This is a genomic window from Brevibacterium ihuae (assembly GCF_900184225.1).
Classification (GTDB): domain Bacteria; phylum Actinomycetota; class Actinomycetes; order Actinomycetales; family Brevibacteriaceae; genus Brevibacterium; species Brevibacterium ihuae.
This window is the reverse complement of the sequence record NZ_FXWZ01000002.1, coordinates 604,497-631,408: the sequence shown is the minus strand read 5'-3', so window position 1 is coordinate 631,408 and position 26,912 is coordinate 604,497. Positions and strand designations below refer to the sequence as shown.

The following is a 26,912-nucleotide window of genomic DNA, read 5'->3' as shown; positions in this document are numbered from 1 at the left end:
CTTCGAATCTCGTCATAATGTAACCGCCCTTGACGCGATCAACGCTTGATGGAGTGCAGCGCAGATTTCGGTATCTGCTCCCTGTGCTCCACTCGCGAAACCATTAGAGAGGGTTTCGCTGACAACGGCCGCGCTTGGACCCCGGCGTGGCTACAGTTGCGTACACAGTCGAGAGACGTGTTCGGCTCGCTGCCGTGGAACTCGAAATGTCTCCCTACCGCACGAGCAGCTGCCGGCGGGCGAGGTCCCGGTAGAGGCCGCTCGTCTCGAGAAGTTCCTCATGGGTGCCGGACGCGGTGACCCGGCCGTCGTCGAGCACGACGATCTGATCCGCGTCGGCAACGGTTGCCAGGCGATGGGCGATGATGACGACCGTGCGCCCGACCGCGGCGGAGCGGATCGCGCTGCGCATCGCGGACTCGTTCCGTGCGTCGAGGCTCGCGGTCGGCTCATCGAGCAGGAGCAGCGGGGCGTCGGCCAGGAGCGCCCGGGCGATCGCAAGCCGCTGGCGCTCCCCGCCGGAGAGGCCCGCCCCGTCATCACCGACGACCGCATCGAGTCCCTGCGGGTGCTGGTCGATGCGTTCGAGCAGGTTGACGTCGCCGAGCACACGCCGGCACCGTTCCTCGTCCGCCTCGGGAGCGGCGAGGAGGAGGTTGTCGCGGATGGTCCCGGCGAGCACGGGAGCATCCTGCTCGACGTACCCGATTCGGGCGCGGAGCTCAGCGCGGGGGATGTCGCGGATGTCGACCCCGTCGACGGAGATCGACCCGCCTGTCGGATCGTAGAAGCGTTCGATGAGCGCGAGGGCAGTCGACTTGCCCGCCCCGGATGGTCCGACGAGTGCCGTCGTCGATCCGTGGGGAAGCGTGAAGCTCGCTTCCCGGAGAACGGGCTCGCCACCGCGGTAGGCGAACGACACGCGATCGAATTCGACCAGGTCGGCTGACTGCGGCTGCTCGGTCCCGTCCACCCGGTGCGACGCGGCTCGGACCTCGTCATCGCTCTCGGCGGGCAGATTGAGCACCTCCTCGATGCGGGCGAGCGCACCGAGTGCTGTGCGCACCGTGATGACCGCGCCGAATGCGGTCCCCAGCGGCATGAGCATCATGAAGAGGAAGAGGATGAAGGTGACGAGGTCGGCCACCGACAGGGAGCCGGCGGCGACGCGATAGCCGCCGACGCCGAGCACGGCGAGGAACGCCGCCTGGATGGCGAGTCCGCTGACCGGCCACAGCAGGGCGCTGATCCGCACGATCCTCACCCCGAGGCGATACGCAGTCCCCGCGTCCTCCACGAGCGCGGCCCCCTCGCGCGCGGTGGCGCCGGCGGCGCGGATCGTCCGCACCCCGGAGAGCGCCCGCTCGACGCCGGAGGAGACTCGGCCCAGCGCCTCCTGCGATTCCAGGGTCAGCGCCTGGATCCGCGCGCTCACCAGCGTCACGCTGACGACCGCGACGAGGACGACGGCCGCCGTGATGCCGAGCAGCGTCAGATTGAGCAGGGCCATTGCGATGAGCGCTCCGGTGAAGACGAGGGCACCGCTCACCGCCTCGACCAGACCCCCGGTGAGCGCCTCGCGCACCATGGTCGTGTCCGAGCCGACGCGGGAGACGAGATCCCCGGTCCGGCGGGTGTCATACTCCTTCACCGGGAGCCGGAGGAGCCTGCCGAGCAGGCGCCGACGCGCGCTGAACACGACCCCCTCGGCGGTCCGGCCGAGCATGTATTGCTGGACCGCGTCGGTGATTCCCGGAGCGATGACGAGTCCGACGAGGACGACAACCATGCCGCCGAATCCCGCCCCGGCACCGACCGCATCGATGACCCGGTTCACCACGATCGGCTGCGCGAGGTTGAGCCCAGCGCCGAGCAGGGAGATCGCGAGGACGACGATGAGCACGCCGCGGTGCTCGGCGAGGTAGGTGAGCAGATCCCGCAGGCGGGCGGGTGGGGGAGAGGTCCGTTCGTCCGTCATGGTGGTTCCACCTTCTCCATCGATCTCGTCCGGTGCCGCTCGTCCCGGACGTGGATGCCGTGGGGAACGGGTGGCTGCGGCGTGTGTCAACATATGTTGACACCGGACGATGTGAGATCCCTGGGAGGAAATCGGCTTCGGTCGGCGGATGACGGGTGACTATGCGAGGTCGGTCGGAGAAGCGATGATCGGGAGCCGACCATCCGCATCCACCTCAGAACGGAGTCGGCTCCTTCAGCGCATGACCGATCACCCGGCGGACTCCTGTTCGGCAGCCCAGGCGGCGATGCGACGGCTGCTCTCCTCCTCGGAGAGGTCCTCCACCCGGGACATGATCGACCAGCGAACACCGAACGGATCGCGGATCGAGGCGAAGCGGTCCCCGGAGACGAAGGTGCTCACCGGCTCGCGCACGGTCGCTCCGGCCCGGGTGGCTCGGTCGACGATCGCGTCGACGTCGGAGCAGTACAGTCCCATCGAGTAGCAGGCCTGGTCGCCGCCCGGGGCCGGGACCATGCCGTAATCCGGGCTGGGCTCGCCGATCTGCATCCTGCCGCTGCCGAAATCGAGCTCGGCGTGGACGATGACGCCGCTCATCTCGGTGGAATCGACGACGCGCGCGCCGAACACCGAGCGATAGAATTCGAGGGCATCGCCTGCACCCTCGAGGGCGAGGAACGGCGTCAGGCTCGTCGAACCGTGGGGGATCCCGTCGGTGGTGTGGTCTCCGGTGACTCCGAAACGGAGCGTGTCATGTGTATTCATGGAATGAGCGTACGAGCGAGCCCGACGGTGACGCTTGGAGATTCACGACACCATGCCGGAGCGATGATGCGATGAGCGATCTCACCGATGAGCGGGGGATCCTCTACCCCTCAGCGCTCCCGCGCTTCCACCGGCATCCGGCTCCCGACGACCTGAGTGACCGGATCCGCTGGATCTGGATCCCGGTGTGGAACCTCCCGCCCGGAAAGACGTCACGACAGGACGTGCTGCCGTTCCCCGCCTCGAACCTCGTTGTCGAACCCGGCGGGGAGTCCCTCGTCGGACCCACCACCGGGGCATCCCATCGCGAGCTCAGCGGCAGCGGTTGGGCGGTCGGTGCGCTGCTGCGGCCCGCCGGGATCGCGGCTCTGCACCCCGCGCCCGGGGCCATCGCCGACTCCGAGGTGCCATTCCCTGCACCCGCACTGCACCGGACGGTCGCGAACGCGATGCGCGACGGCGGCGACGCTCCCGGCCGCGAACGCGCCGTCGAGGCCCTCACGGCGTGGGTGCGTGAGAACCTCGCACCGCCGGACGAGGGCGGACGGCTCGCCAATGCCATGGAGGACCTCATCGCCGCTGACCGCACACTCGTCCGGGTCGACGAGGTCGCCGAGCGCCTCGGGATCTCGACCCGAGGAGTGCAGCGGATCGCGCAGCGGTACGTCGGCTTGGCGCCGCTCACCATCATCCGCCGCTACCGGCTCCAGGAAGCCGCGCAGCGCCTCCGTGAGGAACCGGCGCTGTCGATCGCACGGGTCGCCGCCGAACTCGGCTACTCCGATCATGCCCACCTGAGCACCGACTTCCGCCGCGTGCTCGGGTTCACCCCGCGGTCCTACCGCAGTGACCCCGGGCATGAGCGCGGGCAACCGCACTGGGACGGCTCCACCGACGGTTCGGTCACTCGGGCCCGACGACAGTGAAGTGCCGGTCCTCCCCGGGGTGCTCGAGCTCATCGACGACGGCGATGGCGCAATCCGGAGCAGTGATGCGGGAGCGCCCGTGCGCATCGGTGAGGAGCGTCGTGGTGCCGCGCCGGTACCTGCCGGACCGCTCACCGGGTTCGAACACGGTCAGCGGGCTGAGGTAGACCCAGTCGTCGAACGCATGCTCGCGGCACACGCGGAACTGCTCGAGGCTCGCCGCGGCGACCGAGCGCCATGCTGCGGGCACGTATGCGGGGTCGTCGATGAGGAGGCGATCGGGGTCGCCGGGGGAGTGCAGCGGCGCGGATCCGCCGATGACGAGGACGCGCGTGCCGCGACGCGCGGCGGCATCGAGCAACCCACGGGTGAGACCCGCGACGGCGGACTCCTGACCTGGTGGCAGGCGGACGGCGAGCACCGCGGCGTCGACCTCGGCGAGCACGGAATCGACCGCCCGACGGTCGGCGATGTCGACGGCCCGGGATCGACACCCCGGTCGATCCGGTTCCGCACCCGGGCGCCGGGAGAGGGCGAGGACGGAATGGCCGCGGCTGAGGGCCTCGGCGACGGTGGCACTGCCGGCCATCCCGGTGGCGCCGAACACGGCGATTCTCATGATGGGGTGATCTCCTTCTGCGGGACCCGCGGTGACGGGGTCGGACGGATCGGTGAGGGGAGCTGACCGGCGACCATCGCGGTGAGCGCGACGGCGAACCCGACCAGCTGGATCGGGGTGAGAGCCTCGCCGGCGATCACCGCGCCGAGGACCGCGGCGACGAGCGGGGAGAGCAGGCCGAGGAGCGCGGTCGCGGTGACGGGCAGGCGTCGGATGCCGGAGAACCACAGGGTGTAGGTCAGCAGCGCGCCCATGAGCCCCAGCCACAGGTACCCGACGACGGCCGGGCCGTCGATATCGGCGGGCACGCCGTCGATGGCGAGAGCGGGGACGAGGAGGACCAGGCCGCCGGCGGTGAGCTGCCACCCGGCCAGGCCCAGTGACGAGCCTCCGGGCGGCCGACCCCAGCGCTTCGTGAGGACGACCCCGGTGCCCATCGACACGGCGCCGGCCATCCCGGCGAGCACCCCGAGCGGGCTGAGCGCGGCGGCGGGCCCGAGGACGACGAGACCGATGCCGACGACGCCGACGATTCCCCAGGTCACGCGCCACGCGGACAGTCGCTCATGGAGGATCGCGACGGCGAGGAAGGCCACGACGAGCGGCTGGGTGGCGCCGAGCGTCGCGGCGACCCCGCCGGGCAGGAGCTGCGCGGAAAGGAACAGCAGCGGGAAGAAGGCCCCCATGTTGAGCGTGCCGAGCACGAGGCTCTTCCACCACCAGCTCCCGTGCGGGAGCCGGCGGACCAGCAGGATCGCGAGGAGGCCGGCGGGGAGGGAGCGCATGAGCGCGGCGAACAGCGGGTGACCCTCGGGCAGCAGGTGCGTGGTGACGATGTACGTCGTGCCCCACACCGCCGGGGAGAGCGCGGCGAACGCCGTCCACCCCGCGCGGGAACGCGCGGTCGGTGCGGTCGCTGAAACGGGGGAGCGGGGCGAGCTCGTCGTGGTCATGTGTCCATCGTCGGAGGCAAGGACGGATGAGTCCAACGCATTGTTGTCATGCAGACCATGCACAGTCATCATGGATGGATGGAGCTCCAGCAGATGCGGTACGTCGTCGCCGTCGCCGAGGAGCGCAGCTTCACCCGGGCGGCCGAAAGGTGCTTCGTCGTGCAGTCCGCGCTCAGCCATCAGATCAAGGCGCTCGAGCACGAACTCGGCGTCACCCTGTTCGCCCGCTCGAGCCGCCGGGTCGAGCTCACGCCGTCCGGTCGGGCGTTCCTGCCGCAGGCGCGGGCGAGCCTCGAAGCCGCCGAGCGCGCGGTGGCCGATTCCACGGCCGCCACCGGACGGATCAGCGGCACGCTGGCCCTCGGCGTCATCCCCACCGTCACCGCGATCGACATCGCGGCGACCCTCGGAGCCTTCCACCGGGATCACCCCGAGGTGCGGATCGCCCTGCGCGGAGGCGGCAGCGACACCTTCGTCTCCGCCATCGGCGACGGGCGGTTGGACGTCGCGGTGCTCGGACTCCCGGACACCGGTCCGCCGCAGGGCGTGGCGTCCCGGGTGCTCGGACGGCAGCGCCATGTCGCCGTCGTGTCCGCCCGCCACCGTCTCGCCGGGCGCAGGCGCGTGCGCCTCGCCGACCTCGCCGACGAACCGTTCGTCGACTTCTCACAGGGCACGCCCGGGCGGATCCAGTCGGACCTCGCCTTCCGGTCCGCCGGCCTGCGACGGGAGGTCGCGTTCGAGGCGATGAGCACCGATCTCATCCTCGACCTCGTCCGCGAGGACCTCGTCATCACCCTGCTCCCGCCCGCCGTGGTGCCCGAGGATCCCGACCTGCGCACCATCGCCGTCACCGGGGGTCCGACGCGCATCGAATACCTCGCCTGGAGCGGATTCAATCCCTCACCGGCGGCACAGGCATTCGTCAGCAGAATCCGAACTGCGGACGGAGAATGAGGAACCCGGGGTCATCGACATGGTGCAGTCGCCCAGCGGAGGCGCACACGGGTACCGCAGCGGCCGACGCGCACCGGAACGCTCCGACGCGGGGGGCGACCCGACGAACACGATGCTCCGCGGATAGGATCGGACCCAGCCGCAGCGCCGCGGTGTCCTCCGCTGTGAGGTGCGGTCGAGACCGGGTCGGAGAGGAGAGGGCGGATGCACAGCTCATCGCGCCGCCCCGCGCCCCGACTCGGACGGCGAGGGTACTTCTGGGCCGCCGCCTCCGTCCTCGCCCTGGGACTGTGGTCGTCCGGGGCGCCGAGCGTCCTCTATCCGATCTATGCGGAGCAGTGGGACCTCGCGCCGGTCGTCGTGACCTCGGTCTTCGCCACCTACCAGCTCACCCTCATGGTCGTGCTCCCGCTGCTCGGCAATCTGTCCGACGTCTACGGCAGGCGGTGGGTGATGATCGCCGGCATCGCGCTCATCGCGCTCTCCGCTCTCGTCTTCGCGTTCGCCCCGAACGTCCTCTTCCTCTACGCCGGGCGCGTCCTCCAGGGGGCGGGCACCGGTCTCACCGTGGGCGCGGCCACTGCAGCTCTCACGGAGAACAACCCCACCGGAAACCCGCGCGTCGCGAGCACGACCGCCACCGTCGCGACCGCGACCGGCCTCGCCTGCGCCCTGGTCCTCAGCGGCGTGCTCGCCGAGCACTTCCCGCTCCCGCTCGTGTGGAGCTACATCGTCCTCTTCGTCCTGGCTCTGGTGTCGATCACCGCTCTCGTCCTCAGCCCCGACGACCGGCCCGCCGTGCGCGCCCGGTGGAGTCCGCAGGCACCGTACGTTCCCGCGGGGATCCGCCTCGGATTCCTCATCGCGACCCTGTCCGTGGCGCTCGCGTACTGCGTCGGCGCGATCTTCCTCTCGCTCGGGGCGACGATGATCGACCAGTTCACCACCGCGGACGACACCGCTGTCGTCGGCGGACTGCTGGGCGCCTCGGCCGCCTGCATCGGGCTCACGGGACTGTTCCTCGGCCGCGCCCGTGCCGGCGCCCTCGTCGCCGCGGGGGCGCTGACGACCGTGCTCAGCCTGGGACTCATGGCCGCGGCGAGCGCATTCGAATCCCTGCCGCTGTTCTTCGCGTGGTGCATCGTGGGCGGCATCGCGTACTCGCTCGCGTTCACCGGTGGCCTCGGTGTGATCAACCGGATCGCTCCGGACGAGCACCGCGGCGCCGTGCTCTCCCTGCTCTACCTCGTCGCCTACATCCTCCAGGCGCTGGCCGCGATCGGCGTCGGGGTGCTCGCGACTACGGGCACGCTCAGCGGGGCGGTGGCCATCGCCGCCGTCGTGCTCGCCGCGGTCTGCGTCGCCGTCCTCGCACTCCTCCTTGTCGCCCGCCGGACAGGAGCGGCCTGAGCCTCAGGCCGCCGGACCGTCGAACCCGATGAACGTCGTCGCCTCCGCGACCGACTTGCGCCGCGAGACCACGCTGTTCGCCGGGACCGACTCGTCCGGATGGCCGATGGCGATCGCGATCATGATGACCTGGTCCTCGGCGATGCCGGCCTCCTCGCGCACCACCGGGGACTGCATGATGCCCTGCGAGTTCACGCAGCAGCCGAGCCCGCGGGACCACGCGGCGTTGACGAGCGCGGTGGCGACGGCGCCGCAGTCGAACACCGGGATGTCCCCGCCGTGGAGCACGCGGTCGTAGGTGACGATGATGCAGGCCGGGGCGTCGAACTGACGGAAGCCGCGGAGCACCCAGTCCTGGCGCGCGGGCTTGTCCTCCCGGGCGATGCCCATCGCGGCGAACAGCTGCTTGGCCACGCCGATCTGCCGCTCGCGGTGCTCGCCCTGATACGGGTCGGAGCCGCGGAACTCGCGCGACTCCGGGATGCCGGCGAGGTTGCGCTCGACGTTGCCGGCCCGGATCCGCTCGAGGGGCTCGCCGGTGATGACGGTGAAGTTCCACGGCTGGCTGTTGAGGGAGGAGGGCGAGCGGATCGCGAGCCCGATGATCTCCTCGAGGACGGCCCGGGAGACGGGTTCGTCGGTGAATCCGCGGATCGTCCGTCTGCCAAGCACCACCTCGTCGTAGGTCATCGCGCGCTCTGCGGTCGCGGATCCGGGGGCGGGTGTGCTCGGGGTGACGTCGGTGTCCATCCCTCAGAAGTACCACACCCGTGCTTCACGCCGGTGCCGTGTCCCCGCTCCCCGCGCCCCTGTGCTCCGGACTCGCGGTCCGCGGCGCGGGTCGGTTCAGCGGGGGTCCGCGACGGGGCTGCGGCGCTCGACGATGACGGTGTCGCGCCACCGGCCGGCGAACGGTCCGTACGTCATGAAGGCGATCCGCTCCCGGCGGCCGACGACCCGGAACCCGGCGCTCTCGTGGAGTCGGACGCTCGCGGTGTTCTCGGGGAACAGCGAACCCTGGATCGTCCAGATCCCCTCGTCCTCGGCCACCCGGATGAGCTCACGCAGCAGCACACCGGCCACACCCCGGCCCGCGGCGCGCGGGTGGACGTAGACCGAGTGCTCGATCACCCCCCGGTACACGTCCCCCGCGGACACCCGGGTGGCGGCCACCCATCCGAGCACCGCGGACCCCTCGTCGACTGCGACGAGCCGGAAGGCGGCAGGCCGCGAGCCGGAGAAGTCCTCCCAGGTCGCCGGGGGAGCCGATTCGAACGTCGCCTGTCCGGTGGCGATGCCCTCCCGGTAGATCTCCTCGACCGCCGGCCAGTCCGCGGCCTCCATGGGCCGGGTCCGGACGCCGGGAACGGGGGGTTCCGGTCGCGCTCACGCGTCCGCTCGCTCCGCGCTGCGCCCGTGCGCCGTGCCGGTGTGGATCCCGAGGGTCACCGGACGTGGGGAGCCGCTCGGCGAGCAGCACGTGTCCGCGGCCGGGGCACAGCACCCGCCGTCGTCCGCGGAAGCGGGCGCCGGCGCCGAGGAGCCCGCTGGCGCACAGCACCCGGCGCCTCCGCCATCCGCGTCGACGCCGGTGCCGAGATCGGCCGAGCACACCCCGGTCTCCGGCAGAACGAGCTCGACGCGCTCGGCCGCGTCCCGGTCGCCGGCCAGCGCGGCCGCGATCGAACGCACCTGCTCGTAACCGGTGGCCATGAGGAAGGTCGGTGCCCGGCCGTAGGACTTCATCCCGACGATGTAGAAGTCCGGGTCCGGGTGGGCGAGCAGCGCGGCCCCGTGCGGGGGCACCGTCCCGCAGCTGTGGAACTCGGGGTCGATGAGCGGTCCGAGCTCCCGCGGCGCCTCGACGACGGGATCGAGGTCGAGGCGGATCTCGCGGAGCATGCTGAGATCGGGGCGGAATCCGGTCGTCGGCACCACCCGGTCGACATCGAGCGCGACCGACCCGGCCGGGGTGTCGGCATGGACGGTCAGAGGCCCGTTCGAATCGAGCGCGGTGATGGTGAACTCGGTGTGCAGGTCGATCGCGCCGCCGTCGACGAGGGAGCGCAGACGGGAGCCGAGGGCACCGCGGGCAGGCAGGCCGTCCCTGTCCTCACCGCCGTAGACCGATTCGGGACTCGCGGATCGGATCGCCCAGCTGATCCGGGTGCACGGCGCCGCGGCGCGGAGTTCGGCGAGCGCGAGCAGGGTGTTCGCAGCCGAGTGCCCGGCTCCCACGACGAGGACGTGCCGGTCGGCGAACTCCTCCCGATCGCGGCCGAGGACGTCCGGCAGGGGCGAGGTGACGGACCCGGCGGTACGTGCCGCGTCCTCGCCGAAGGCCGGCAGGCCGGCCTGTCCGAGCGGATTCGGGGTGCTCCACGTGCCCGAGGCGTCGATCACCGCACGCACGCGGTGATCGGTGAGAGCACCGCGCTCGTCCTCGACCCGAACGAGGAAGGGTGTGGTCTCACGGTTACGGCCGCGGGTCCGGTCGAGGCTGTCGCGGCTGACCGCGACGACCCGGGAGCCGGTGCGGATCCGGGCGCGGAGCTCCGGTGTCGCGGCGAGCGGCGCGAGGTAGTCGGCGACGAGCTCGGCTCCGGTGGGGAGGTGGTCGAGGTCGGGTTCCGTCCAGCCGGTCCGCTCGAGGAGCGCGCGGGCGGCGGGGTCGATGTCGTACCGCCACGGGGAGAAGAGGCGGATGTGCCCCCAGGCGCTCACGGCGGAGGCCGGCTCCGGACCCGCTTCGAACACGATCGGCTCGAGATCGCGGGCGAGCAGGTGCGCCGCTGCGGCGAGACCGACCGGGCCGGCTCCGATGACGGCGACGGGCAGGGTGAGCGAGGGAGCAGCGGACACGGGGATCTCCTCGGGACTGCGGTGCGGGCGGGCGGTGCGCGGGACCGGCGACGGACCCGGATATCGACGGCTGTCGATGTCAATTCGAGCACGTCGTATCGACGGCTGTCAATATATGGGCATAATGGGGGAGTGACGACACCGACGCGACCTCCCGGATCCGTTCGATGACCGACCGACCCCGGGGCGGGATGGCCGCTCTCTGCGCCGCCCAGCTCACGAGCTGGGGCCTGCTCTACTACTCGCTGCCCGTCGCCGTCGTTCCGATCTCCGAAGAGACCGGGTGGAGCCATACGACGATCACCGGCGCGCTTGCCGCCGGCCTCCTCGTCTCCGCGCTGCTCGGCGTCCGGGTGGGGCGGAGCCTCGACCACCGCGGCCCCCGTTCGGTGATGACCACGGGGTCGATCATCGGGGTGCTCGCACTCCTCCTCGTCGCCTGGTCGCCGAACCTCGTGCTGTTCTATGCGGCGTGGCTCGTCGCGGGCTTCGCGCAGTCGGCGGTCCTCTACCCGCCCGCATTCGCCGTCATCACCCGCTGGTACGGCCCGCGCCGGGTCGGCCCGCTCACCACCCTCACGCTCGTCGGCGGGTTCGCCTCGACGGTGTTCGCCCCGCTCGTCGCGCTGCTCGTCGACACCCTGGGATGGCGCACCGGCTACGTCGCCATGGCCGGCATCCTCGCGGTCATCACCATCCCGCTCCATGCGCTCCTCCTCAACCGCGCCTGGTCCGATGCGCCCCCGACCCGCGGATCGGCGCGGGCGACCGCGGAGGTCCGCGCGGTCACCCGGTCGGCGCGATTCCGGATCCTCCAGGTGACGATGGCGGTCGCGACGTTCACCCTCTTCGCGGTGACGATCAACATCATCCCGATGTTCCTCGAGCGCGGGATGTCCTACGGGCTCGCCGCGACCGCGCTCGGCCTCGTCGGGGCCGGCCAGGTGTTCGGGCGCATCGGGTACCCGCAGTTCGCCCGCGCCACGAGCCCCCGGGCGCGGACGGCCACCGTGTTCGTCCTCGGCGCCGGTGCGCTCTGGCTCCTCGCCCTGCTGCCGGGTCCGGCCTGGCTCCTCATCGCCGTCGCCGTGCTCGCCGGCGCCGTCCGCGGATGCCACACCCTGCTCCAGGCGACGGCCGTGTCGGATCGCTGGGGGACGAAGAACTTCGCGGCGATCAACGGCGTCTTCGTCGCACCGATGACCGCCGTCGGCGCCGTCGCGCTCGTCGCCGGTCCGGGGCTGGCCGAACTCGTGGGCGGCTACCCGGTGATGGCCGTCGTCATGGCTGCGTTGCTCAGCGGGGCGGCCCTCATGGCGCTGCGGGAGCCGCAGCCGCGCCCGGCGCCCGAGGCTCCGTGACCGGCGGGCGATGAGGCCCGGTCGCGCACCTCTCGCATACCATCGATGCGTGCCGAATCCATCTGAGCTCGCAGCCCGCCCCGACGACCACGACGACGGTCCTCCCGCGGACAGCCGCTACCAGCGCCTCGACAGCGCGGCGGTCCGTGAATCGACGGCCCGCCTGCAGCAGCGGATCCGCAGTCGCTTCCCGGATCGCGGCCTGTGGGAGGTGTGCAGCGAGCTCCTCGGGCTCGTCGACGAGGTCATCGAGGGCGGCGGGATCAGCCGCCGCCGGGTGAGCCTCGCCCGGCTCCTCTCGCGTGCCGGGATCATCACCGTCATCGTCGTGTTCGGCGGGGCGATCGTGCTCGCCGGCGTGGACATCGGGGAGGACCCCGATTCGATGGGGCCGGTCGACCTGCTGCCGCTGCTCGAGACCGCGGTGAACAACCTCGTGTTCGCCGGCATCGCGATCTTCTTCCTCGTCGCGGTCCCGGAGCGCATGGAGCGTGCGCGGGTGCTGCGCCTCGTCCACCGGCTGCGCTCGCTCGCCCACGTCATCGACATGCACCAGCTCACCAAGGTGCCCGAGCGGCTGGAACGGGGCTCACGCGAGGACGGCGGGCTCGATCTGACCCGCGAGCAGCTTGCCCACTACTTCGACTACTGCACGGAGATGCTCTCCCTCGTCGGCAAGGCGGCCGCGCTGTTCGCCGAGGACACCACCGACGGCGAGGTGCTCGATGCGGTCGAGGGCATCGAGACGCTGACGTCCGACATGGCGCGCAAGGTGTGGCAGAAGATCGCGGTGCTCCAGTCCCAGGGCGGTACCTGACTGATCTCCGTCGCAGCAGGTGAGAGTGGGGAGCTCAGAACCGGAAGGGGATGGGGATCCCGCCCAGGCAGCACACGCCCTGCACATTGCCGCCGCCGGCCTTGAGCGAGGCCGCGGCGCGGGAGCAGCGGGCGAACTGGAACATCGAGGGGCGGATCCCGCCGATCACTCCACGTTCGGCGATGATCGAGCGGATCACGGCCGAGCAGGAGCGCTCGGCACCCGCGACGAGGGAGGCGCAGGTGAATCCCTTGCGCGGCGAGATGTGCCGCTGGTACATGCGGATGGCGCGGTCGGCGCCGAAGCGCGGGGCACGGGTGATCGGGCGTGTGTTCGACATGCTCCGACAGTAGACCCGATGGCGCGCCGGGTACAGGGTGACCTGCCGGAAACCAGGGCCGACCGGCCCGGTGGTGCACCGCGGACCTGCGGCCGGGGTTCAGTCCTCGCGGCTGCGTTCGGCCCGGCGGTCGGGCATGACCCAGCCGAGGACCGCGGACACGATCGCGACGATGATCGCGGCGAACAGTGCGGTGAGGAACCCGTCGAAGCTCAGCGTGATCGGGGTGAACTGCGAGACCCATGCGGTGAGGAGCAGCATGAGCGCATTGATGACGACGGCGAACAGGCCGAGCGTCAGGCAGGTCAGGGGGAGTGCGACGAGTTCGACGAGCGGCCGGACGAGTGCATTCACCACCCCGAACAGGGCACCGATGACGAGGTACGCCACGACGGTCGAGCCGGTGTCCCCGAGCGAGGCGGCGAAGGCGTCGCACCCGGCGATCTCCATCCCGGGCAGGAACCAGACCGCGGCGGCGAGCGCCAGGGCATTGACGATGATGCGCAGGATGAGGTTCATGGTGCGTCCTCCTGGAACTGTCGGAACGGTGGCCGCGGGCAGCAGTGGTGGGATCCGGTCACCCGCGCAGGATCGACTCCATCTTCTTGCCCCGGCCCACCTCGTCGACGAGCTTGTCCATCCAGCGGATCTTCTGCATGAGCGGGTCCTCGATCTCCTCGACCCGCACCCCGCAGACGACGCCGGTGATGAGCTCGGCGTTGGGGTTGAGCTCCGGCGCCTCGGCGAAGAAGGTCGCGAGGTCCGTGTCGTTCTCGATGACGCGCTCGAGGTCCGCCTCGGAGTACCCCGTGAGCCAGGTGATGACGGTGTCGACCTCGGCCTTGCCGCGGCCCTTCTTCTCCGCCTTGGTGACGTAGTGCGGGTAGATGCTCGAGAAGCTCGTGGTGAAGATGCGGTGCCCGGCCATGGTGCGCCTCCTGGAGTGGTGGATCGATCGAAGTCTCGACGTCATTGTCCCACCGGCGAGGCCATCCCGGCCCGGCTCACGAGGTGAACCCGAGCCCCAGCCGGTCGAGCGTGCGCAGCATGAGGTTTCGGTACCCGTCGTTGCGGTCGGCCCGGTCCATCGCCCAGCGGGTCGCGTTGATCCCCGCCGAGGCGTTCGTCCAACGCCTTCACCCCCGCACCTCGCGGCGGGCGAGGAGTGCGGCGCTCCCGGCGATCGCCGCTGCGGTGAGGAGCACCGTGCACGCGAGAATCGCGGCGACGTCGCCGAACCCGATCGTGCCGGGGTCGGCGAAGGTGCCGGTGCCCAGCTGGGTGGTGCGGGCAATGAGCGCATGGGGGAGCACCGCGATCAGCGCACCGACGTCCGCGAGCAGGAGCACCACGGAGACACCCGAGGCGACGAGCGCGCAGGCCACGGGCGCGGCGAAGGACGGCAGCAGGATCGACAGGCCCGACTGCACGGCGGCCACCGGGATGCTCGCGGCGATGATGAGCAGGCTGATCGCCAGGTACTCACCGGGCAGCAGCCCCGGCAGCCCGAACACGAACCTCCCGAACACCGTGAGCACCCCGAGGAGCACGAGCTGCATGGCCGCGGCGGCCGTCGCGATCACCGCGGTCTTCGCCACCGCGATCCGCAGCGCCGAGGTCGGGCCGCTGAGCAGGGCGTTCCAGTTCCCGCCCTGCCGCTCGGGCCGCCACACGAGGGAGGCGATGATCGCGATGCCGAGCGGCAGCGGGGCCATCCCGTGGACGACGACTGAGCGCAGCCACATCGTGTGCCAGCCCTCGGCCGGGGTCTGACCGGAGGCCAGGGTGTTCGCGACCCCGGAGAGGACCATGGCGGTCGGGAGCAGGAGCACGACGACCCAGCTCAGGGATCGGGAGAGTTTGAGGAACTCGGCGCGGACGGCATTCATGTCAGTCCTCCTTGAGGTCGAGGAATCCGGTGGCGAGGACGAAGAGAAGGGAGCCCACCACGGCGAGCGCGGTGACGCTCGGGTAGGCCGGGGTGAGGAGTTCGGGGGCGTCGCCGACGAAGGCGGCCCCCGTCGCCAGGGCGTAGTAGCCCCACGGCGACAGGTGGGCGAGCAGCGGCGGGAAGCCGCTGGCGAACACCGCGATGAGCGTGCCGACCACCCCGATGCCGAGCGTGACGAGCTGATTGTCCACCACGGTGGCGAGCACGACGTGCAGGGCGAGAACGACGAGACTGACGGTGGCCGCCAGCAGAGTGTAGAGCGCCCATGCGGCCACGGGCAGCGGGGCGGTGATCCCCACCGCGAGCCCGAACCCCGAGACGAGCAGGCTGCTGAGCACGGTCGCCCCGGCCACCCAGATCGCGGTGGCGGCGAACTTCGTCCGGCACAGCCGGCCGGCGGTGACGCCCGCGGTGCGCGCGAGCAACCAGCCGCTCGCCCGGTGCTCGATGTCGACCTGGCGACTGGCGAGCACGGCGATGATGAGCGGTGAGCCGACCGGCACGGCGAGCGAGAGGCCGGCGAGCAGCCCGGCCCACGCCTCGGGCGCGGCGGGGCTGAACTCCGGGGAGCTCACCGCGCTCATGATGCTCAACCCGGAGACGGCGCAGACGAGCGCGGCGGCGCTGAGCCCCATGCGGAGCCGGCGCATCTTGGAGAACTCGAGTCGCAGGAGTCGTGCGCTCATCACAGACCACCCCCGGCGGTGACGTCCATGAAGACGTCCTCGAGGGTCTGCTTGTCGCGCCGCACGCCGTAGATGTCGATCCCCGCACCGGCGAGCTCGCTGACGAGCCGGGCGGTCGCCGGCTCATCGATGCCGGTGAGGCGCAGGGTGCGGCCGTGCGCGCCGCGCTGCAGCTCGGGTCGGATGAGCGAGGCGGTGCGCTGCGGGTCCGCGGTGTCGAGGAGCAGGTCCGGGGTCGAGGCGGCGAACAGCTGCTCCCGCGTGCCCTGGAACACGAGTCGGCCGCCGCTGAGGATGCCGAGCACGGTGGCCGTGCGGTCGATCTCGCCGAGCAAGTGGGAGGACACCATGACGGTGACCCCGGAGTCGGCGAGCGACCGGAGAAGCCCGCGGATCTCCTCGATCCCGGCGGGGTCCAGGCCGTTCGTCGGCTCGTCGAGGATGAGGATCCGGGGCTGCCGCGCGAGCGCCATGGCGATCCCGAGGCGCTGCTTCATCCCGAGCGAGTAGTCGCGGACCTTCTTGTCGAGCTGGTTCTCCAGGCGCACCGTGCGGACCGCTTCGTCGATCTGCGCGTCGGCGAGGCCGAGCAGGCGCTGGACGATGCGCATGTTCTCCGCCCCGGTGAGGTGCCCGTAGCCCGGTGGCGATTCGATGAGGGAGCCGATCCCGCCGAGCAGGTCCCGCCGGGTGCCGCGGTTCATCGGCCGGCCCATGATCGTCACCTCCCCGCGGGTGGGGCTCACGAGGGAGAGGAGCATCTTCATCGTCGTCGACTTCCCTGCCCCGTTCGGGCCGAGGAAGCCGTACACGCATCCGGTGGGGACGCGCAGGTCGAGGTCCTCGACGACGGTGTGCCGTCCGTAGGTCTTGGTCAGTCCGTGGGTGCTGATGATGTCGGTCATGCATCCACCATCTCGGGGATCGCCGTCCGCGTCGTCAGCCCTCGGGCATAACCTCGGGGTATGCCTCAGGGCATACGTGCCGGTCGACGGGTGCGGGCCGACCGGCGGGTTCAGCTCTCGGGATCTGCGTCGCCGCGATGCATGAGACCGGACTCGTGGGCGAGGACCACCGCCTGGACCCGGTCGCGCAGACCGAGCTTGGTGAGGATCCGGCCCACGTGGATCTTCACCGTCCCCTCGGCGAGGACGAGGCGCTCGGCGATCTCCGCGTTCGAGTGCCCGCGGGCCACCTCGAGCAGGACCTCCCGCTCCCGCGCGGTGAGGCGCTCGAGCCGGGGATCGGGCACCCGCGGGGCGGTGCCGTCGCCTGCGCTCCCGCGCGCGCCGATGACCTGGTCGAGGAGCCTGCGCGTGGTGCTCGGGGCGACGATCGCCTCCCCGGCGTGGACGTGGCCGATCGCCTGGGCGATCTCCTCGAGCGGAGCGTCCTTGAGGAGGAATCCGCCCGCGCCGGCGCGCAGCGCGTCATAGGCGTACTCGTCGAGGTCGAAGGTCGTGAGGACGAGCACGGCGGGCGCGTCGTCGGCCGCGCGGATCCGGCGGGTCGCGGCGACCCCGTCGAGGCGCGGCATCCGCACGTCCATGACGACGACGTCGGCATCGACGGCGTCGAGGAGGGCGATCGCCTCCTCGCCGCCCCCGGCCTCGCCGACGACGCTGATCTCCGGGCGGGAGTCGAGCATCATCCGCAGCCCGGCCCGGATCATCTCCTGATCGTCGACGAGGACGACGCGGATCGTCATGCGGCACCTCCTGTCCGATCGTCATCCGGCGCTGGCTCGGCATCGTGCGCCTGCGCGGCATCCGGTCCATGTGCGGTCGGAGGCGCGGCCCCGGCCCGCGCGCGGAGCGGGATGGAGGCGATGATCTCGAAGCCTCCGCCCTCGCGCGCCCCGGTGGACACCGTACCCCCGGACGCCGCGACCCGCTCCCGGATCCCGCGCAGCCCCAATCCGGAGCTCGTCGCCCGTCCTGAGCCCGTCGCCGGTCCGGACCGGGACCGCCGCGGATCCGGGCCGCGCCCGTCATCGGAGATACGTACCCGGGCGAGCGCGTCGTCGATGTCGAGGGCGACCTCGACCCGGGCGACGTCGGGCCCGGCGTGGCGGCGCGCGTTCGTCAGCGCCTCCTGCACGATCCGGTAGAAGGTCGCCTCGAGCCCGGTGGACATCTCCTGACTCCCGCCGGTGACGGCGAGCTCGACCGGCAGGCCCGCAGCGCGGAATTCGGCGACGAGGTCGGGGAGCTGCGCGAGTCCTGGCTGCGGATCCCCCTCCCCAGCATCGGGCCCCCGGAGGACGCCGAGCATCGTGCGCATGTCCGCGAGCGCGCTGCGCCCGGTGTCGCGCACCCGGAGCATCGCCTCGCGCGCCCGCCCCGGATCGGTCTCGACGGTTGCGGCCGCGCCCTCGGACATCACGACGACGACGCTCAGGCTGTGGGAGACGATGTCGTGCATCTCGCGGGCGATCCGGGCCCGCTCCTCGGCGACGGCCGCCTCGGCGAGCACCTGCTGCTCCCGCTCGAGCCGGAGGGCGTGCTCGCGGAGACCTGCGAGATGGGCGCGGCGGATCCGGACGAGCGTGCCCCACGTCCACACCCAGGCGACGACGACGCAGAGCAGGCCGACCTCGCCGGGGTTGAGGTACTCCTCGCCGAGGCGGGGCAGCGTCGTCGCGAGGAGCCACGCGAGCACCGCAAGCGCAACCGGCAGCGAGACCGCCGGCGGCCGGAGAGCGGCGAGGCTGTACAGGGCGGGCAGGGCGAGGACGTCGACGGCGAGCAGCGGGGCGCCGAGGACCGCGTGCGCGCTCATCGCGAGGATCATCACTGCGAGGACCGCGAGTGGGGCACGGCGGCGGAAGGGGAGCGCCGCGCCGATGACCGCGGTGAGGACGAGCAGGAGGGGCGATGCCCACGGGGGTGCGGAGAGCGCGGCCGCAGGCAGCAGCGGCAGGGTGTAGGCCACCGCGACTACGGCGATGAGGGCATCCGCCCAGACCGCGAACCGGGTGCGCCGCTGCGCGCCGGGAAGCCGCGGGTCGGAGGGGGAGGGAGCCGAATATGCCATCGTTCGCGACTCTATCGCGACTGCCCTGTCGGTATCCTGCTGTGATGCCCTGCCGCCGGACCCGCGCGGCGCACCCCGGAAGCCGAAGGACACCATGACCGAACGCACGCCCGATCAGTCGCAGCCGCCTGCCGCCCCGCAGGGGAGCGCGCACCTCCCGGGACGTGCCGATCGCCCGGAGCGCCCGACCGCGCCGCTCGGCCAGATGAGCGGGGTCGACCAGGCGCTCCAGAAGCACTCGTGGATCGAGGACGTGTGGGGTCTGCTCACCGGGACCTTCCTCGCCTCGCTCGGCCTGTTCCTGCTCGACGAGTCGTTCGCCGTCACCGGCGGCACCGCGGGGCTCGGACTGCTCCTCGGCTTCGCCACCGGGCTCCCCGTGGCGGTGATGTTCCCCCTGGTCAACCTCCCGTTCTTCGCCCTCGCGCTGTGGAAGAAGGGGTGGAGCTTCACCCTCCGCACGGTCATCGCCGTGCTCCTCGTGTCCGGTCTCACGCTCGTCCACCCGGTCATGCTCGGCGGAATCGAGGTCCAGCCGGTCTACGGCACGCTCACCGGCAACGTGCTCGCCGGTGTGGGGCTGCTCATCCTGTTCCGCCACCGGTCGAGCCTCGGCGGGGTCAACATCCTCGCGCTCCTCGTCCAGGAACGGCTGGGGTGGAGCGCCGGCTACGTGCAGATGGCGATCGACGTCATCATCGTCCTCGCCGCCTTCACCGTGAGCCCGTGGCCCGCAGTGCTGCTGTCCGCGGCCGGCGCGGTGGTCCTCAACCTCATCCTCGCCCTCAACCACCGCCCGGGACGCTACACCGGGTATTAGAATCAGGCGACCACCCGGTCCCGCTCCCGCTCCCCTTCGGAGGTCCAGCCATGACCGCTCACCGGGACATCGCGTCCCCCGCTGACTCCCACGACGTCATCCGCGTCCACGGCGCGCGGGAGAACACCCTCAAGGACGTCAGCGTCGACCTCCCCAAGCGCCGCCTCACGGTCGTCACCGGGGTGTCCGGATCCGGCAAGAGCTCGCTCGTGTTCGGGACCATCGCCGCGGAATCGCAGCGACTCATCAACGAGACCTACAGCGCGTTCGTCCAGGGTTTCATGCCCACCCTCGCCCGTCCCGACGTCGACCTCCTCGAGGGCCTCACCACGGCGATCCTCGTCGACCAGGAGCGGATGGGGGCGAACTCCCGCTCCACCGTCGGCACCGCGACCGACGCCTACGCCCTGCTCCGGATCGTCTACAGTCGCCTCGGCGAGCCGCACATCGGCTCCCCGCAGGCGTTCTCCTTCAACGTCGCCTCCGCGAGCGGATCCGGCGCGGTGCGCCTCGAGAAGGGCGGGCGGACCGTCACGGAGAAGCGGACGTTCAGCGTCACCGGCGGCATGTGCCCGCGCTGTGAGGGGATGGGCCGGGTCGAGGACTTCGACCTCCGCGCGCTCTACGACGAGGAGAAGTCCCTGAACGAAGGGGCGCTCTCCGTGCCCGGCTACAGCATGGACGGCTGGTACGGCAGGATCTTCCGGGGCTGCGGATTCTTCGATCCGGACCGACCGATCCGGGAGTTCACGAAGAAGCAGCTCGACGACCTGCTGTACAGGGAGCCGACGAAGATCAGCGTCGACGGAATCAACCTCACGTACTCCGGGGTGATCCCGCAGATCCGGAAGTCCTTCCTGTCGAAGGACCTCGACGCCATGCAGCCGCACATCCGCGCCTTCGTCGAGCGCGTCGTCACTTTCGCCGCGTGCCCCGAATGCGGGGGCACGCGGCTGAACGAGGCCGCCCGGTCCTCGACGATCGGAGGGCTGCACATCGGCGAGGTGAGCGCGATGGAGATCTCCGAGCTCGCCGCCTGGGTCGCCGAGCTCGACGCGCCGTCGATCGCGCCGCTGCTCGGCAGCCTGCGGGAGCTGCTCGACTCGTTCGTCGAGATCGGGCTCGGATACTTGTCCCTCGATCGCCCCTCGGGCACCCTGTCCGGCGGCGAGGCGCAGCGGACGAAGATGATCCGGCACCTCGGGTCCTCGCTCACCGACGCCACCTACGTGTTCGACGAGCCGAGCGCCGGTCTCCACCCGCACGATATCGAGCGGATGAACGGGCTCCTGCTCCGCCTGCGCGACAAGGGCAACACCGTGCTCGTCGTCGAGCACAAGCCGGAGATGATCGCCATCGCCGATCACGTCGTCGACCTCGGCCCTGGTGCCGGCACGGCCGGCGGCGAGATCTGCTACGCGGGTCCGCTCGACGGGCTGCGGAAGAGCGGCACGGTGACCGCCCGGCACCTCGACGACCGGGCGCGGCTCAAGGACGCCGTGCGGACCGCGCAGAGCGTCATCGAGGTGCGCGGGGCGGACGCGAACAACCTCCGGGACGTCGACGTCGACATCCCGCTCGGCGTGCTCACCGTCGTCACCGGGGTCGCCGGCTCCGGCAAGAGCTCGCTCATCCACGGTTCGCTCGCCGGCCGGGACGACGTCGTCGTGGTCGATCAGGCGGCCATCCGCGGGTCCCGGCGGAGCAACCCCGCGACGTACACCGGGCTCCTCGACCCCACCCGCAAGGCGTTCGCCAAGGCCAACGGGGTCAAGCCCGGCCTGTTCAGCGCGAACTCCGACGGCGCGTGCCCCAACTGCAAGGGTGCGGGAGTGATCTACACCGACCTCGGCGTCATGGCCGGGGTGTCGACGACGTGCGAGGTGTGCGACGGGCAGCGGTTCGAGGCCTCGGTCCTCGAGCTTGAGTTCGCCGGCCGGAACATCGGCGAAGTCCTCGCGATGCCGGTGAGCGAGGCTCGGGACTTCTTCTCCGCCGGCGACGGCCGGATCCCCGCGGCGGCGAAGATCCTCACCCGGCTCGACGAGGTCGGCCTCGGGTACCTGACGATCGGCCAGCCGCTCACCACGCTGTCCGGCGGGGAGCGCCAGCGCCTCAAGCTCGCCGCCCGGATGGGGGAGAAGGGCGGCATCTACGTCCTCGACGAGCCGACGACCGGGCTCCACCTCGCCGACGTCGACCAGCTCCTCGGGCTCCTCGACTCACTCGTCGATTCCGGCACCTCGGTCATCGTCATCGAGCACCACCAGGCCGTCATGGCCCACGCCGACTGGATCATCGACCTCGGGCCCGGGGCGGGCTCCGCGGGCGGCCGGGTCGTCTACGAGGGGACGCCGGCGGACCTCGTCGCGGATCCGACGACGCTCACCGGGAAGCACCTCGCGGAGTACATCGCCGGCTGAGTTCGGGGGCGCAACGGCCCCGGGGTGCGACGGGAACTGCAGTCGCCGACGCAGACTGCGCAGGCTCCGCCCGCCATCGCAGTTTCCGTTGCACCTGTCCGTCGGCGCGGCGCGGCCGAGGCCTCAGAGAGTGCTGTGGAGCACCGTCCCGCCGCCGAGGACGAGTCGCCGCTCGGGCAACCGGACGAGGGCGTCCATGGGGTTCTCCGCGTCGACGAGGACGAGGTCCGCGCGGGCTCCGGGAACGAGGTCGTGCACCTCCCGGCCGACGGACCACGCGCCGTTGCTCGTCGCGGTGCGCACCACGGCGAGCAGATCCTCGTCGCGCACGAGTCCGCTGCCGCGGGCGAACTGCCAGGCGATCCCGAGGGTGTCACCCGTGCCGTACGGGCTCCACAGGTCCCGAATGCCGTCGGTGCCGAAGGTGAGTCCGACCCCGTGCTCGCGCATTTCCGCGAGCGGCAGCTGTGCGGCGCCGAGGCGCGGTGGGGCGACGGTCGACATCGTCACCCCGAGCGCGGCCATGCGGGCGAGCAGGTCGCGTCGGCGCCCGGAGTCGATCTGGGCCACGGCGAAGCCGTGGGCGATGTTCACCGGAGAGGTGAGTCCCCGCTGCTCCATCCGGTCGACGACGAGCTCGATCTGGAACACTCCGAGCTCCGCCGGGTCGTGGAGGTGGATGTCGACACCGACCCCGGTGTCGGCCGCGATGTCGAGGAGCGCGTCGATCTGACCGACCGGGTCGCGATCTATCCCCGCCGGATCGAGGCCGCCGATATGCTCGACGCCGTCCTCCGCGGCCCGGCGCAGGAGGTCGAGGACGCCAGGCCGGCGGAGCACCCCGTCCTGCGGGAAGGCGACGATCTGCACATCGAGCGCGTCCCCATACGCGGCGACGGCATCGCGTACCGCGTCGATGCCGGCGAGGCCGATCCCGAGGTCGACGTCGACGTGGGAGCGGATCGCGGTCGTGCCGTGGGAGACCATCGCTTCGAGGACGCGGGCGGTGCGCTCGGTGCTCGGGATGCCGAGCTCCGCGCGACGCTCCCTCTCGTGGCGGATCCTGCCGTCCGTGCCGTGCTCGCCGCCGTAGGACTGCCACGGCAGGCCGAGCCAGGACTTGTCGACATGCGCGTGACCATTGACGATGCCGGGCAGAGCGAGCAGGCCGCCGCCGTCGACGACCTCGGCCGCTGCGGCTCCGGTCCCCGGGGCGACGTCGGTGCCGTTCGTGACGGGGTCGGTGGCCGCGGATGGTGTCGTTGGGACGGACCCGGACGACGTGCCGCGATGGGGACCTGCGGAGGGGGTTGCCGGGCCGGTGCCTGAAGACGCGGAAGCCGCCGCCGGACGTTCCGGCGCCGTGGAGCCGGCGTCGGTGAAATCGGTGAACAGGCCGCCGGCGATCGTGATGTCCTGGGCAGGACCGCCCCACGGGCGGACATTCGTGATGATGAGGCTCATGGTTCCAGCATCGCATCCCGTGCGACTGGGACCGTGGTGCAGAACGGTCGGCCAGCTGGTGCTGCCGATGCCCGCAGTTTTCGCACGAGCAGGAGAAGCACGCGGTTACTGCAGCTGTACCAGTTCCCTCAAAGCCACGAGAGGCACGCTGATCCTGCAGTCACACGCCGATCCTGTGCAGTTTTCGTGCGGAGGTGCAGGAATCGCGTGCATCTCGAGGATCAGGGCGGGGTGCTCCAACCGTCGCGCGCCATGTGCCCGCCCTCCGTGGCGAACTCGGCGATGCTCCGGGAGGTCTGGCTGAGCTGGAGGAGCGCGACGACGAGGCGGGAGTACGCGTGCGTGCCGACGGCGACGCCCATCGCGATGCGGTCGCGACTGCCGCCGAAGTCGAAGTCACCGGTGCTCACGGAGTCGAGGGCACGCGAGGCCCGTGTGAGGTAGGCGTCCGAGGGGACGATACCGAGCGTGCTCATGTCGCCGAGCACCCGTTCGAGGGCGGCGCGCGCCGCGGTGGTGGCATCGGGCCAGCCGCGCTCGGCGATGATGCCCGCCACCCGGTCGGCCGGAGCCGCAGCGGGCGATCCTGATCCGTCGCCTCCGCTGTTGCCGCTGACGCTTGCGCGGCTGCCTGTGCCTCCGCCGCCATCACTTTCGCTGCTGCCGCCGCTGCTGCCTCTGCCGCCTGCACCGCTGTCCTCGTTGCCGCCTCCCTGACCGCGGCGACTGCCGCGCGAGCCGGGCGGGGACGCCTCCGGGTCGCTGGTCGCGGTTCCGCTCGCCATGACCTGCGCCGTCTCCATGACCGTGAGGATTCCGACGGCAGGATCGTCGATGAGTGCGACGAGCTCGGTGATCTGGGCGATCGACAGGCCGACGATGCGCCGCAGCGCCGTGATGAGCTCGAGCCGCTCGACATGGGTGTCGTCGTAGACCGCGGTCGTCGCATTCTTCTTCTGTCCGGGCCGCAGCAGGCCGAGCCGGAGGTAGTACTTGATGCTCGCGGCCGAGGTGCCGGTCGCGGAGGCGAGCGCATTGAGCTTCATCGGGGCTCCTGGGGACGAGGCGGGCCGCCCGACGGCGGCGGGGGAGAGCGCCGACCGGCCTCCATCGGATACTGCGGGGCCGGTGCGCTATCCACGTTGAACAGGATTGGAGAGTGGCACTATCTTCTCATTCATGGAGACCACAGCGATCCCCCCGGCAGTCATCGTCCATGCCGCCGCCGCGTTCCTCGTCCTCATCCTCGGCCCGGTGAACATCATCCGGCCGCAGCGCGACCGGTTCCACCGGCTGCTCGGCCGCAGCTGGGTGGCGCTCATGTACCTCACCTGCATCTCAAGCTTCTTCTTCGGCCTCGAGGACGGGTTCACCGCCCTCCACGGACTCTCCGTCTTCACCACGGCCACGGTGACGATCGGCGTCTGGCGCATCGTCCGACGCGACCGGATCGGTCACGTCGCGAACATGGTCGGCAGCTACATCGGCACCCTCATCGCTTTCGGCTTCGCGGCCTTCCTCCCGCAGAGGCTGATCTGGACCACCGCAGTGACGGACCCCATCGCACTCCTCGGGTTCGTCGGTGCACTCCTCGTCATCGGCGGGGCGTGGATCGCGGTGCTGCGCGCCCGGACCGGCCCCACGGCCGGCGCGCGCTCCCACGCCGGGTCCGGACCGAGGCGCGTCGAGCGCCCGGCACCGGACCCGGCGGCGGTGACGCGGAGGTGACAGGGGGTCGGGGATCGGGCCCGCAGCTGTCGTCGACCCCGCGGGGGAACGGCACGGAACTGCTCGCACGGTCTCGATCGACTGCGTCGCGGTGTGACGATGCGTGACCGTCGACGACGTCCGCCGGTGCTCTCCGGGACGCGGTTCTCCTAGCGTGGGGATCGCCGCACCCGAGGCGACCTGTCGGACGAACACCCGCCGACCCGTCGCTCGGGACCCACTGCAGAGAGGACTCCCCATGTCGAGCGTCGTCGTGATCAACGGCAGCCCATCCGATCCCTCGTCCACCGAGAACCTGCTCGCGGCCGTCTCCGTGCGGCTGCGCGAGCACGGCCATACGCCCGTCCGCATCCGGCTCCGGGATCTCCCCGCGGAGGCGCTCGTGGGCGCGGACGCGCGTCATCCGGCCGTCGCGGCCGCCATCGCCGAGGTGCTCGCCGCCGACGCGCTCGTCGTCGCCTCACCGGTGTACAAGGCGACCTACTCCGGGCTCCTCAAGATCTTCGTCGACCTGCTGCCGCCCGACAGCCTCGCCGGGACGCCCGTCCTCCCCTTCGTCACCGGGGGATCGGTGGGCCACGTGCTCGCGCTCGATCACGGCCTCAAGCCGCTGCTCGCCGGCCTCGGCGCGACGACCATCGCACGCGGCCGGTTCGTCGAGTCCGCGCACATCGGCCCGGCGGGCGTCGTCGGTCCCGCCGCGGTCCGAGTCGCCGCGACCGTCGACGACTTCGCGCTCGACCTCGGACTCCGTGCGCGACCGGGCCTCACCGCAGCCGGAGTGTGAGCGGACCCTCCGAACCGGACACCGGATCCTCCGAACCGGCCACCGGCCTCTCCGCCACCGGACACCGGGAACCGGGGATCGGACACCCGACGCGGTGCGGCCCCGGCAGTGTGCCGGTCGCGGCGGGGCGTCCGGAGGCGTCTCCGATCAGGGACCGGGGATCTCGATGTTGTCGATGAGCCGCACCCCGCCCACATAGGCGGCGATGAGTGCGAGGGCCGGAGTCCGGGACGTGGGGAGCAGGGTGCCCGGATCGACGACCTCGAGGTAGTCGAGGATGACCTCGTCGGCGTCGCGCACCTGCCGACGGAGTGCGGCGAGGTTCCAGTCCTCGCCGGCCGCGGCGCGGTCGCGGAGCGCGAAGAGCGCCTCGGAGAGCGCGGTGGCCGCCTGCCGATGGGACTCGGTGAGGAGGAGGTTCCGGCTCGACATCGCCAGGCCGGACTCCTCGCGCTGGGTGGGCACGGGGACGATGGTCACCGGGAAGTCGAGGTCGGCGACCAGTCGGCGGACGATCATCAGCTGCTGCGCGTCCTTCTGGCCGAAGTAGGCCCGGAGGCGGGCGGGGCCCTCGGGATCGAAGATGTTGAAGAGCTTCGACACGACGGTGGCCACCCCGTCGAAGTGACCGGGGCGGGAGGCGCCCTCGAGGATCTGTCCCATGTGACCGCTCGACACCCGGACGATCGGCGAGTCGGGGTACGACGGGTACATCTCCTCGACCTCGGGGGCGAACACGAGGTCGACGCCCTCGGACCCGAACAGCGCCATGTCGGCGTCGAGATCCCGGGGGTAGAGCTCGAGGTCGAGCGGGGACTCGAACTGGAGCGGGTTGACGAAGAGCGAGGCGCACACCACCGGGGCGTCCGCGCGGGCGGCCCGCATGAGCGCCGCATGCCCCTGGTGGAGGGCGCCCATCGTCGGCACGAGGCCCACGGAATGCGCGTCGCGCTCGGCGACGAGTCGGGTGAGCTCGCTGCGGAGCTCCGCGACGGTGCGGGTGAGGACGGGTCCGCTCATGAGTCCCTC

At 71.4% G+C, this 26,912-nt stretch carries 27 protein-coding genes; 9 read left to right on the top strand and 18 right to left on the bottom strand.

Features of this window, described 5'->3' with window-relative positions; all coding sequences use genetic code 11:
* Positions 1-214: 214 nt before the first annotated feature.
* Both C1A17_RS02900 and C1A17_RS02895 read right to left on the bottom strand, forming a co-directional pair.
* Entirely contained in the window at positions 215-1,978 is a 1,764-nt protein-coding gene (locus C1A17_RS02900; protein ID WP_101650545.1) for an ABC transporter ATP-binding protein, read from the bottom strand.
* 249 nt (positions 1,979-2,227) lie between these two features.
* Entirely contained in the window at positions 2,228-2,743 is a 516-nt protein-coding gene (locus tag C1A17_RS02895; RefSeq protein WP_101650543.1) for a VOC family protein, read from the bottom strand.
* A 71-nt stretch (positions 2,744-2,814) separates the two neighbouring features.
* Between C1A17_RS02895 and C1A17_RS02890 the strand changes: the two genes are divergently transcribed.
* Complete coding sequence (locus C1A17_RS02890; RefSeq protein ID WP_101650541.1) at positions 2,815-3,669, top strand: helix-turn-helix transcriptional regulator; 855 nt, start codon at positions 2,815-2,817, stop codon at positions 3,667-3,669.
* Here C1A17_RS02890 and C1A17_RS02885 read toward each other — a convergent pair.
* On the bottom strand, positions 3,647-4,288 hold the full coding sequence (locus C1A17_RS02885) for an NAD(P)-dependent oxidoreductase (protein WP_101650539.1): 642 nt from the start codon (positions 4,286-4,288) through the stop codon (positions 3,647-3,649). The two genes, C1A17_RS02890 and C1A17_RS02885, sit on opposite strands and share 23 nt — an antisense overlap.
* On the bottom strand, positions 4,285-5,241 hold the full coding sequence (locus C1A17_RS02880) for an EamA family transporter (protein ID WP_101650537.1): 957 nt from the start codon (positions 5,239-5,241) through the stop codon (positions 4,285-4,287). Before C1A17_RS02880 ends, C1A17_RS02885 begins: the two co-directional genes overlap by 4 nt.
* A gap of 78 nt (positions 5,242-5,319) precedes the next feature.
* Between C1A17_RS02880 and C1A17_RS02875 the strand changes: the two genes are divergently transcribed.
* Together C1A17_RS02875 and C1A17_RS02870 are read left to right on the top strand one after the other, a co-directional pair.
* Positions 5,320-6,198 (top strand): LysR substrate-binding domain-containing protein, encoded by an 879-nt coding sequence (locus C1A17_RS02875; RefSeq protein WP_101650536.1) that lies wholly within the window; start codon positions 5,320-5,322, stop codon positions 6,196-6,198.
* Positions 6,199-6,402: 204 nt separating this feature from the next.
* Positions 6,403-7,608, top strand: coding sequence for an MFS transporter (locus tag C1A17_RS02870; RefSeq protein WP_101650535.1), 1,206 nt, complete (start codon positions 6,403-6,405; stop codon positions 7,606-7,608).
* A 3-nt stretch (positions 7,609-7,611) separates the two neighbouring features.
* Here C1A17_RS02870 and C1A17_RS02865 read toward each other — a convergent pair whose 3' ends face one another.
* The 3 genes from C1A17_RS02865 to C1A17_RS02855 form a co-directional block, all read right to left on the bottom strand.
* Complete coding sequence (locus tag C1A17_RS02865; RefSeq protein WP_219618236.1) at positions 7,612-8,358, bottom strand: nitroreductase; 747 nt, start codon at positions 8,356-8,358, stop codon at positions 7,612-7,614.
* 96 nt (positions 8,359-8,454) lie between these two features.
* Positions 8,455-8,952, bottom strand: a complete 498-nt coding sequence (locus tag C1A17_RS02860) for a GNAT family N-acetyltransferase (RefSeq protein ID WP_101650533.1) — start codon at positions 8,950-8,952, stop codon at positions 8,455-8,457.
* 42 nt (positions 8,953-8,994) lie between these two features.
* Positions 8,995-10,470, bottom strand: coding sequence for an FAD-dependent oxidoreductase (locus C1A17_RS02855; protein WP_101650531.1), 1,476 nt, complete (start codon positions 10,468-10,470; stop codon positions 8,995-8,997).
* 167 nt (positions 10,471-10,637) lie between these two features.
* Here C1A17_RS02855 and C1A17_RS02850 point away from each other — a divergent pair, with 167 nt between their 5' ends.
* Positions 10,638-11,831 carry an MFS transporter gene (locus C1A17_RS02850; RefSeq protein ID WP_101650529.1) on the top strand — a complete coding sequence of 398 codons (1,194 nt, stop codon included), beginning with the start codon at positions 10,638-10,640 and terminating at the stop codon, positions 11,829-11,831.
* 49 nt (positions 11,832-11,880) lie between these two features.
* Positions 11,881-12,648, top strand: a complete 768-nt coding sequence (locus C1A17_RS02845) for a hypothetical protein (RefSeq protein ID WP_245873386.1) — start codon at positions 11,881-11,883, stop codon at positions 12,646-12,648.
* 34 nt (positions 12,649-12,682) lie between these two features.
* Here C1A17_RS02845 and yidD read toward each other — a convergent pair whose 3' ends face one another.
* The 8 genes from yidD to C1A17_RS02805 form a co-directional block, all read right to left on the bottom strand.
* The gene (gene yidD / locus C1A17_RS02840; RefSeq protein WP_101650525.1) at positions 12,683-12,988 is read right to left on the bottom strand and encodes a membrane protein insertion efficiency factor YidD; all 306 of its coding nucleotides are present in this window, start codon (positions 12,986-12,988) and stop codon (positions 12,683-12,685) included.
* Between the two features lie 99 nt (positions 12,989-13,087).
* Positions 13,088-13,507 carry a phage holin family protein gene (locus C1A17_RS02835; RefSeq protein ID WP_101650523.1) on the bottom strand — a complete coding sequence of 140 codons (420 nt, stop codon included), beginning with the start codon at positions 13,505-13,507 and terminating at the stop codon, positions 13,088-13,090.
* A gap of 58 nt (positions 13,508-13,565) precedes the next feature.
* Positions 13,566-13,916, bottom strand: a complete 351-nt coding sequence (locus C1A17_RS02830) for a DUF2200 domain-containing protein (protein WP_101650521.1) — start codon at positions 13,914-13,916, stop codon at positions 13,566-13,568.
* A 208-nt stretch (positions 13,917-14,124) separates the two neighbouring features.
* The gene (locus C1A17_RS02825; protein WP_101650519.1) at positions 14,125-14,877 is read right to left on the bottom strand and encodes an ABC transporter permease; all 753 of its coding nucleotides are present in this window, start codon (positions 14,875-14,877) and stop codon (positions 14,125-14,127) included.
* Between the two features lies 1 nt (position 14,878).
* Entirely contained in the window at positions 14,879-15,625 is a 747-nt protein-coding gene (locus tag C1A17_RS02820) for an ABC transporter permease (RefSeq protein ID WP_101650518.1), read from the bottom strand.
* Positions 15,625-16,530 carry an ABC transporter ATP-binding protein gene (locus C1A17_RS02815; RefSeq protein ID WP_101650516.1) on the bottom strand — a complete coding sequence of 302 codons (906 nt, stop codon included), beginning with the start codon at positions 16,528-16,530 and terminating at the stop codon, positions 15,625-15,627. Before C1A17_RS02815 ends, C1A17_RS02820 begins: the two co-directional genes overlap by 1 nt.
* Before the next feature lie 110 nt (positions 16,531-16,640).
* On the bottom strand, positions 16,641-17,333 hold the full coding sequence (locus C1A17_RS02810; protein WP_101650514.1) for a response regulator: 693 nt from the start codon (positions 17,331-17,333) through the stop codon (positions 16,641-16,643).
* Complete coding sequence (locus tag C1A17_RS02805; protein WP_101650512.1) at positions 17,330-18,661, bottom strand: sensor histidine kinase; 1,332 nt, start codon at positions 18,659-18,661, stop codon at positions 17,330-17,332. Before C1A17_RS02805 ends, C1A17_RS02810 begins: the two co-directional genes overlap by 4 nt.
* Positions 18,662-18,866: 205 nt before the next feature.
* Here C1A17_RS02805 and C1A17_RS02800 point away from each other — a divergent pair, with 205 nt between their 5' ends.
* The gene (locus tag C1A17_RS02800) at positions 18,867-19,481 is read left to right on the top strand and encodes a YitT family protein (protein ID WP_101651508.1); all 615 of its coding nucleotides are present in this window, start codon (positions 18,867-18,869) and stop codon (positions 19,479-19,481) included.
* A gap of 50 nt (positions 19,482-19,531) precedes the next feature.
* Positions 19,532-21,904, top strand: coding sequence for an ATP-binding cassette domain-containing protein (locus C1A17_RS02795; protein WP_101650510.1), 2,373 nt, complete (start codon positions 19,532-19,534; stop codon positions 21,902-21,904).
* Positions 21,905-22,027: 123 nt separating this feature from the next.
* Here C1A17_RS02795 and C1A17_RS02790 read toward each other — a convergent pair whose 3' ends face one another.
* Together C1A17_RS02790 and C1A17_RS02785 are read right to left on the bottom strand one after the other, a co-directional pair.
* Positions 22,028-23,368 carry an amidohydrolase family protein gene (locus tag C1A17_RS02790; protein ID WP_101650508.1) on the bottom strand — a complete coding sequence of 447 codons (1,341 nt, stop codon included), beginning with the start codon at positions 23,366-23,368 and terminating at the stop codon, positions 22,028-22,030.
* A 221-nt stretch (positions 23,369-23,589) separates the two neighbouring features.
* Positions 23,590-24,414: a MerR family transcriptional regulator gene (locus C1A17_RS02785; protein WP_101650506.1), complete on the bottom strand. Its 825-nt coding sequence runs from the start codon at positions 24,412-24,414 to the stop codon at positions 23,590-23,592.
* Positions 24,415-24,547: 133 nt separating this feature from the next.
* Here C1A17_RS02785 and C1A17_RS02780 point away from each other — a divergent pair, with 133 nt between their 5' ends.
* Together C1A17_RS02780 and C1A17_RS02775 are read left to right on the top strand one after the other, a co-directional pair.
* Positions 24,548-25,096 (top strand): DUF2306 domain-containing protein, encoded by a 549-nt coding sequence (locus tag C1A17_RS02780; RefSeq protein ID WP_101650503.1) that lies wholly within the window; start codon positions 24,548-24,550, stop codon positions 25,094-25,096.
* Positions 25,097-25,334: 238 nt separating this feature from the next.
* On the top strand, positions 25,335-25,883 hold the full coding sequence (locus tag C1A17_RS02775; RefSeq protein ID WP_101650501.1) for an NAD(P)H-dependent oxidoreductase: 549 nt from the start codon (positions 25,335-25,337) through the stop codon (positions 25,881-25,883).
* 147 nt (positions 25,884-26,030) lie between these two features.
* On the opposite strand, the gene panC is transcribed toward C1A17_RS02775, so the two are convergent.
* Entirely contained in the window at positions 26,031-26,903 is an 873-nt protein-coding gene (gene panC, locus C1A17_RS02770) for a pantoate--beta-alanine ligase (RefSeq protein ID WP_101650499.1), read from the bottom strand.
* Positions 26,904-26,912: the final 9 nt, after the last annotated feature.

Coding starts and splice junctions, on each gene's coding strand:
- C1A17_RS02810 (WP_101650514.1), bottom strand. CDS start 17,333: ATGACGATCCGCGTCGTCCTCGTCGACGATCAGGAGATGATCCGGGCC.
- C1A17_RS02860 (WP_101650533.1), bottom strand. CDS start 8,952: ATGGAGGCCGCGGACTGGCCGGCGGTCGAGGAGATCTACCGGGAGGGC.
- C1A17_RS02800 (WP_101651508.1), top strand. CDS start 18,867: ATGAGCGGGGTCGACCAGGCGCTCCAGAAGCACTCGTGGATCGAGGAC.
- C1A17_RS02815 (WP_101650516.1), bottom strand. CDS start 16,530: ATGACCGACATCATCAGCACCCACGGACTGACCAAGACCTACGGACGG.
- C1A17_RS02880 (WP_101650537.1), bottom strand. CDS start 5,241: ATGACCACGACGAGCTCGCCCCGCTCCCCCGTTTCAGCGACCGCACCG.
- C1A17_RS02780 (WP_101650503.1), top strand. CDS start 24,548: ATGGAGACCACAGCGATCCCCCCGGCAGTCATCGTCCATGCCGCCGCC.
- C1A17_RS02875 (WP_101650536.1), top strand. CDS start 5,320: ATGGAGCTCCAGCAGATGCGGTACGTCGTCGCCGTCGCCGAGGAGCGC.
- C1A17_RS02820 (WP_101650518.1), bottom strand. CDS start 15,625: ATGAGCGCACGACTCCTGCGACTCGAGTTCTCCAAGATGCGCCGGCTC.
- C1A17_RS02825 (WP_101650519.1), bottom strand. CDS start 14,877: ATGAATGCCGTCCGCGCCGAGTTCCTCAAACTCTCCCGATCCCTGAGC.
- C1A17_RS02890 (WP_101650541.1), top strand. CDS start 2,815: ATGAGCGATCTCACCGATGAGCGGGGGATCCTCTACCCCTCAGCGCTC.
- C1A17_RS02900 (WP_101650545.1), bottom strand. CDS start 1,978: ATGACGGACGAACGGACCTCTCCCCCACCCGCCCGCCTGCGGGATCTG.
- C1A17_RS02785 (WP_101650506.1), bottom strand. CDS start 24,414: ATGAAGCTCAATGCGCTCGCCTCCGCGACCGGCACCTCGGCCGCGAGC.
- C1A17_RS02850 (WP_101650529.1), top strand. CDS start 10,638: ATGACCGACCGACCCCGGGGCGGGATGGCCGCTCTCTGCGCCGCCCAG.
- C1A17_RS02805 (WP_101650512.1), bottom strand. CDS start 18,661: ATGGCATATTCGGCTCCCTCCCCCTCCGACCCGCGGCTTCCCGGCGCG.
- C1A17_RS02830 (WP_101650521.1), bottom strand. CDS start 13,916: ATGGCCGGGCACCGCATCTTCACCACGAGCTTCTCGAGCATCTACCCG.
- C1A17_RS02895 (WP_101650543.1), bottom strand. CDS start 2,743: ATGAATACACATGACACGCTCCGTTTCGGAGTCACCGGAGACCACACC.
- C1A17_RS02865 (WP_219618236.1), bottom strand. CDS start 8,358: ATGGACACCGACGTCACCCCGAGCACACCCGCCCCCGGATCCGCGACC.
- C1A17_RS02790 (WP_101650508.1), bottom strand. CDS start 23,368: ATGAGCCTCATCATCACGAATGTCCGCCCGTGGGGCGGTCCTGCCCAG.
- C1A17_RS02775 (WP_101650501.1), top strand. CDS start 25,335: ATGTCGAGCGTCGTCGTGATCAACGGCAGCCCATCCGATCCCTCGTCC.
- C1A17_RS02870 (WP_101650535.1), top strand. CDS start 6,403: ATGCACAGCTCATCGCGCCGCCCCGCGCCCCGACTCGGACGGCGAGGG.
- yidD (WP_101650525.1), bottom strand. CDS start 12,988: ATGTCGAACACACGCCCGATCACCCGTGCCCCGCGCTTCGGCGCCGAC.
- C1A17_RS02795 (WP_101650510.1), top strand. CDS start 19,532: ATGACCGCTCACCGGGACATCGCGTCCCCCGCTGACTCCCACGACGTC.
- panC (WP_101650499.1), bottom strand. CDS start 26,903: ATGAGCGGACCCGTCCTCACCCGCACCGTCGCGGAGCTCCGCAGCGAG.
- C1A17_RS02835 (WP_101650523.1), bottom strand. CDS start 13,507: ATGAACCTCATCCTGCGCATCATCGTCAATGCCCTGGCGCTCGCCGCC.
- C1A17_RS02885 (WP_101650539.1), bottom strand. CDS start 4,288: ATGAGAATCGCCGTGTTCGGCGCCACCGGGATGGCCGGCAGTGCCACC.